This window comes from Coleofasciculus sp. E2-BRE-01, assembly GCF_040221695.1.
Classification (GTDB): domain Bacteria; phylum Cyanobacteriota; class Cyanobacteriia; order Cyanobacteriales; family Coleofasciculaceae; genus Coleofasciculus.
The window spans coordinates 1-6,965 of record NZ_JAVKEA010000031.1 but is presented as its reverse complement, the minus strand read 5'-3'; the positions used below and the strand labels follow the sequence as shown (position 1 = coordinate 6,965).

Below are 6,965 nucleotides of genomic sequence, written 5' to 3'. Positions count from 1 at the left end.
CATCAAACGCTTTTTGATAAATAATTAGATCTTCATGAGTTTTGATGCTTTTTTGGTCTTCTTCCTTGTCCACTTTCCCTCCAGGTCTTCCAAGTCTTACCTCCATTATACCGTCCAGGTAAAAAACCTACCCTTGTGAGCTCATTCCCCCCTATTAGATCCCCCTCCCGTCCCCCTTCAAAAGGGGGAAGCCAACGGATGCTTCGCTTTTTGTTCGATGGGAGAGGATGCTTCGCTTTTTTTGCACGGAAGGGGGAGCATCAAAGCCCCTCCAAATAAAAAAATATATTCCGCTTCCCTCTCCTTGTAGGAGAGGGCTAGGGAGAGGTTCGGGCAGGGGCTTTGGGAGGAGTCTTATCCCTCAGTTAATGACTAGCAGTATCTTAAAGGTGACGATACCTGTGGCGAATACCTCTGTCTTGTCTACTCCCATTCTCGCCATTGATCGATCCAATCTTGAACAAGGTCAAGAATTGGCTCACGTCCCTTGACAATGTTAGCGGTTAGGCTGATAAAAATAATGCCAGCAATTATGAGCATAATCCACTTAGAGAATGGGTAGCGAAAACCCAAATAGACTAACTGGTAGAATACTGTAAAAATAAATGTTACCGTTCCAACCATTAAAAATGCTCGAACTTGCAGTCCTAATCCCGCCACAATAGCAACCAGACTAATGATTCCCGGAATGAGTCCAACGTCTTGATGAAACCCTAACGCCACCAAACAGATTATGCCGCTACCCAGTAAGCGGATGTAGTGACGCCAATTCCGTTTTTGCGGTAATCTTAATTCTGGATCAACTTGGGCAATGTAGAGAAAAAAATAACCAATCACGGCAGCATACGCTAAGGGTTCAGTAACCTGCTGGCTTTGCAAAACACGCCAAATTGCCCAATCGATGAAAAATAAAGTTAAGTATGTCCACCGTAAATTAGATTGGCAATTGGTGACCCAGGCATAAAAAGCTGCAAGAACCAATAAATTAAAAGAAGAGAGGGTTTGAGGATTGATTAAAATGCTCAGAAGAGGCAATATCGTGGCGTATCTTTGCCAAGGCTGATCATTCCATCCCCACCGCCACCAGGACGTTTGATAAACCGCGATCGCGAATAGACTTGCAATGATGGTTCGCCAAGGATCAAATAGGCTTAACGGTGTCCACATCAAACGCGCATAAATACCAATGGCGACAACCTCGGTTAATCCGGCGTATATCCAGATGTCAGACTTTGGGAAAGATGGGGGAGATGGGGAAGATGGGGGAGATGAGGGAGATAGGGGAGATGGGGACGAAAACTGGCGTTGGTGAATTCGTAAATTTCCTTGGAAAAACGCATAACTAGCCAGTATCAAACTAAGAACAAGTCCAACTAATCCCATCAGGTTAGGCGGGGTTCCCACAGACATCCCAGCCGCTATAACCATCAAGACACTACCCATTGCCCAATGAATGTGGGCGGTAATTTCGATTTGGGTGACGCTGATATGAAAAAGTGTAGCCTGATCGCTCGATACGTTTCTTTGGAACAGGCAATGCCTTCGCAAAAACCAGGCGAGTGAACGATAAATACCGCAGAGTACAGCCGTGACTAACGCTAAAATAATCAAGCCATTCCCAGGATTTCCCCCGTCGCTTTGCAGTATCTGATAAATCACCAGTTCATACCAAGCCAGGGAAATACCTGCCAGAGAAAGATAGATAATACCTTTGGCTTGAGTACGGTGATACGCTACGCTGATACCGATTAAAGCTGCACCTAAGGTGAGCAACCCTGTATAGGGGGTGAAATAAAAAAAGCGTAAACTAATGCCAATCAGAGAATAAATTACCAATTCGTACCAGGCAAGGGAAATACCTACTAGGAAAAGATAGGTGATACCTTTGGCTTGAGTACGGCGACGCCCTAGGATAATGCCTGTTAAAGCCGCGCCTAGGGTGAGCAACCCTGTATAGGGAGTGAAATAAGAAAAGCGCAAATTAATGCCAATCATGGCATAGACTAAGGGTAAATATTCCAGTATCTCTTGCCAATTTTCTCTCCACCTTCCAGACGTGCCATGGTACGTCTCTAAATGCTCCCCGTCTTCCCCACCTAAACGGGCAAACCACCAACGGTTAAGAATTAGTGTTACAAATGCCAGGATAATGTTCGCAGCACCAAGGATTAAGGATGAACCATTAAGCAGTACAATCGCATTAGCTATTGTCAATTCTATTGCCCAACTAATGCCGTAAATACTGAATTTGGGAAAAGAATGCCAATATCGGTAAAGAATAGCACCACCAATGAGCATTGATGCACTCAGGTACTGCCAACTGGATGGAATGAATTCTAGATACATATTGGCGCTTTGCAGCGTCAGTAGTCCTAGTTCCGTAGTAGACAAAGCCATTGCCCAGCGATCGCAGGCTTGAGCGTACAATTGAGCTAGCCTGCTAGACTGAGGCGTTAAGCCAGCACGTAGCAGCCATAATCCGAAAATTGCGATCGCGCCCACCCAATACCAATCAGCAGAAGACACTGGGGGTAATCCGGCAATGCCTTGTCCCAGATATACTGCACCAAAACTTAGGCTAAATCCAATCGTGATCGCGGCGGCTAAGGGTTGCTTGAGATAGCAGCTATTGATAAACATCACGAAAGTGGCAACACCCAAACCGATGAGACTGATATCCGGCTGGAATAGGGTTAGCCCTTGGACGAGAAATAAGGCGATCGCACTCCACCAAAATACTTGGATTTGCCTTGAGTTTAGCTCCTGATTGGGAGTAGAATCTGAGTCTAACTCAGTGTTGTCTACCGATGACCACGGATTAATCAGGGAATCGTTGAGTGACTCTCTGGGGAAGGAATTAGCCTCTTTGTTGCCTTGGCGCGATCGCGTACTTCGGCTAGCAATGTCGGTTAAGCTTAACGGGGTTAATAGCCATAAGAGTCCCCAAGGTGGCATAGAAGCGGGAACAAAAAATAGGTCAATAAAGATCTCATCGGCTAGCAAGACATAACTGAGTCCGGCTAGCACAAAACCCAGATGCCAGCAACTGCGAGACCAAATTTGTTGAATGCTAGGGAATGGGGGATTCGGCTCTACAATTTGCCCTGTGCTAAGATTCCATTCTGCCACCATCAGCGCCAAGAATAGAGTCGCCCAGAGGGGTTCCCTGAGAGTCGGTATCCATCTGTGAATCAAGAAACAGATGGTCAACAATCCACCACTATGGGTGAGGTAGACGAGAACAACTCGCACAAAATTAATCCGTTGACCGGGTGGCTGATATTTTTTATTGTGACCTAACTCGCCACGCCAGACTACGATAACGGGTTTATCCTGCGCGAATACGTGGAGATAGCGACGGTTATTGAGCCGCACTAATCAAGCAATCCTTTAAACCATAAACAACCTGTTGTTGTTCCTCAAAGGACAATTCTGGAAATATAGGTAGAGACAAAACTTGGTGACACACTTGCTCAGCAACTGGAAAATCACCCACTTGATACCCTAAGCTCTGATAAACCGACTGCAAGTGCAACGGTAGAGGGTAATAAACCATCGAAATAATGCCCATCTGTTGCAGATTTTGGCGGATGTGATTTCGATAGTCACTGCTGCGGCTGTCTTGAGTTAGACGAATCGTGTACTGATTCCAGACAGTATGGCTTCCTAGAGTTTCTTGAGGTAAGGCGATTCCGGGAGCAGGTTGTAATAACTGGTGATACCGATCAGCGATCTGATAGCGTGCTTGATTCCACTGATCAAGATAACCTAATTTGATTTGTAAAATGGTCGCTTGTAGGGCATCTAAACGGCTATTGATCCCTGTCGCTTCGTGGTGGTAGCGATCGCGCATTCCATGTTCCCGCAACATTCTGATTGTAGCTGCCAGGGTTGGGTCATTGGTAATCACAGCACCACCATCCCCACAAGCCCCTAAATTCTTGGTGGGAAAGAAGCTAAAACAGCCAATATGCCCAATGCTACCCACCTTTTGTCCCGCCCATTCCGCGCCCGTTGCTTGAGCGCAGTCTTCAATGACGGCTAAATCATGCGCCTGGGCGATATCCATAATCGCCGTCATATCCACAGGCTGTCCAAACAAATGAACGGGCAGAATCGCCTTCGTTTTCGGGGTAATCGCCGCCGCAATCTGATCAACGTCAAGATTAAAGGTTTGGGGATCAATATCCACAAAAATAGGTGTCGCCCCCACCCGGGTAATCACTTCCGCCGTGGCGATAAACGTGAAGGGCGTGGTAATCACCTCATCCCCTGCTCCAATCTCTAAGGCTCGCAGTGCCAGATACAAGGCGTCTGTGCCAGAGTTACAGGCGACGCATTCGCTGGTATTCATGTACGCCGCAAATTGCTCCTCAAAGCCTTGAACCGCAAGCCCACCAACGTAACGTCCGGAGGTGAGTATCTCCTGAACAGCTACACTGACTTGGTTTTCAATGTGTTTATACTGTCGTGCCAGATCAATAGGGGGAATGTGATTCACTCGCTTACACCTAGAGGTTTTTATCCAATAAATCAAATTTTGCCGAAAAAGGGAATCCTGCTGATGTGTACTTTCCTCAATCCATCGCTTTGAGAGTGGAAGTGGGCAATCATGATAAGTCTTGAGACGCTCAATCATGCCGCTAAACCTAGTACAAGAAGGCAGAAATAACGCCAACAGCTAACATCTTCCCCATCTCCCCCATCTCCCCCATCTCCCCCCCTCACAAGGGTAGGTTTTTTAAGATTGAGGTTTAGGTAAGACAAGGTAGACAGGTAGACCAGTAGACAAGGAAGAGTGAGAACGAAAAATCGGGCATTTCGGCTTTTAGAAGTTAGCTTGACCGAACAAAATGCTGTACGGTTTTTCCCCCTTGTCTTCTTTCCATCCTTGTCCTCCTTGTCTTGTCCCCACCCTCAAGTAAAAAACCTACACCTGTCAGGAGGGGAGGGGAGGCAACAGCAAATAGGTTGGGTAGAGCGTAAGCGTTACCCAACAGGCTAACCGTAGTTAACCCAGATTTAGGATTCAGCGCTAATCGTATGAATCTTGAGCAAATTAGTCCCGCCTGAGACTTTTGTCGGAATCCCAGCGATAATTAAAATTTTATCTCCAGCTACCACCAAATTCCGTTTTAGTAACTGAGTTTGGGCTTGATTCACTAACTCTTCAAAGGACTCAACTTCTTGCTCGAGTAACAATGGTTTTACCCCCCAAACCAAATTCAAATTGTGGTAAACTTTCCGATTAGGCGTCAGAGAAATAACAGGAACTCCTGGACGCTCTGCGGCGGCTAGTTTGGCAGTATGACCGGTACTGGTGAAAGCAGCAATACAGCGCAAATCCAGAATTTTATCAATCGTGTTGAGCGCTTCACTGAGGGCATTGGCTTCATTGGTTGCGGCTGGGGGATAATTAACAAACTTAATTTCCGGTTCCACATCCGTAGCAATACGGGCTAGCATGGTCACAGCTTTAAGTGGATATTTTCCCACGGCTGACTCCCCAGAAAGCATCACCGCATCCGTGCCATCGATAATTGCATTCGCCACATCACTGGCTTCAGCACGAGTTGGACGGGAATTATTAATCATACTATCGAGCATTTGGGTGGCTGTGATTACCGGAATCCCCTTTTGGTTACATATCCGAATAATTTTCTTTTGCAGAAATGGGACTTTTTCCGGACTCATTTCCACACCCAAATCGCCCCGTGCTACCATGATTCCATCACTCTCATTGATAATGGCTTCTAAGTTCGCGATCGCTTGAGGTTTTTCGATTTTGGCAATCACAGGTAGGGATGAGGCATTGTGTTGCTGGAGAAATCCTTTGAGAGTACGAATATCTTCCGCAGAACGAACAAAGCTTAAGGACACCCAGTCAACCCCTTGAGCAATGCCAAATTCTAAATCTTGTTGGTCTTTGTCTGTCATAGAGGGTAGGCGATTTAGGCTCAATCCGGGCAGGTTCACCCCTTTACGGCTTTTGAGTAACCCGCCTTCGATGACTTCACATTTAACGGTATTACCGTCAATGTCCTCAACCCGCAGTTCTAAGAGTCCATCATCCAGCAGAATCTGCACTCCGGGTTCCGCTTCTTGAGCTAGGTGGGGATAGTCGATAGCCACCGTTTTCGGTTGATGATTGAATTCAGAAACGGGAACTAAGGAAATGGATTCTCCTTGAACTAAGTTAAGTCCTGCATCAGGCAGTTTACCGACTCGAATTTTTGGTCCTTGTAAGTCTTGGAGTAACGTAATCGGTGTATCTAATTCCTCTTCAATAGAACGTAGCAAAGAAATGGTATGAGCATGGTCATCGTAGCTACCATGAGAGAAGTTCAACCGTGCCACATTCATGCCCACTTGCACCATTTCCTTGAGGATGTCAGGTGAATTACTCGCAGGACCAATGGTAGCAACAATTTTAGTACGATTGGTTAAAGGTTTCATTATCAATTATCCCTAAATTGCGGTAGGGGCACGGCATTGCCCATTGGTGTCAACTTAAGGTGAAAGCTCGGTTGAGCAAGGGTGTCGGGTGTCGGGTGTCGGGTGTCGGGTGTCGGGTGTCGGGTGTCAGGATGGACTTGTCTGTTGGAGGCGAACAAACCTCACACCTACCACCATTCACATCACCTATTCATACACAGAGTTATTTTCAAACAGGTTCCGTTTAATACATAGCTCCCCAAAATTTCTCGCTTTCCCCCAAAACCCACACCCCAAAACCCACACCCAGTATCCAATCGTGGGTAAATTGGCTTAAGTTGACACCCAAGGGCACTGCCGTGCCCTTACTAGATAGAAATCAAACGTTATTATCAGCAATGAACCCACGCGCATAGAGTAAACAAGCGTGTACATCTTCCGGTTCTAACCATGAATAACTGGCTAACAACGTTTGATTTCTATCTAGTAAGGGCACGGCAGTGCCCATGGGTGTCAACTTAAGCCACATT

The 6,965-nt window shown here is 46.4% G+C and carries 4 protein-coding genes; 1 reads left to right on the top strand and 3 read right to left on the bottom strand.

Going from position 1 to position 6,965, the window contains the following annotated elements:
* Positions 1–423 precede the first annotated feature (423 nt).
* From RIG66_RS03515 to pyk, 3 genes are all read right to left on the bottom strand, one after another.
* On the bottom strand, positions 424–3,375 hold the full coding sequence (locus RIG66_RS03515) for a hypothetical protein (RefSeq protein ID WP_446375261.1): 2,952 nt from the start codon (positions 3,373–3,375) through the stop codon (positions 424–426).
* Positions 3,362–4,501 (bottom strand): DegT/DnrJ/EryC1/StrS family aminotransferase, encoded by a 1,140-nt coding sequence (locus RIG66_RS03510; protein ID WP_446375259.1) that lies wholly within the window; start codon positions 4,499–4,501, stop codon positions 3,362–3,364. Before RIG66_RS03510 ends, RIG66_RS03515 begins: the two co-directional genes overlap by 14 nt.
* A gap of 521 nt (positions 4,502–5,022) precedes the next feature.
* Positions 5,023–6,456: a pyruvate kinase gene (gene pyk / locus RIG66_RS03505; protein WP_446375257.1), complete on the bottom strand. Its 1,434-nt coding sequence runs from the start codon at positions 6,454–6,456 to the stop codon at positions 5,023–5,025.
* 59 nt (positions 6,457–6,515) lie between these two features.
* On the opposite strand from pyk, the gene RIG66_RS03500 reads away from it, so the two are divergent.
* Positions 6,516–6,683: a hypothetical protein gene (locus RIG66_RS03500; protein WP_446375255.1), complete on the top strand. Its 168-nt coding sequence runs from the start codon at positions 6,516–6,518 to the stop codon at positions 6,681–6,683.
* Positions 6,684–6,965: the final 282 nt, after the last annotated feature.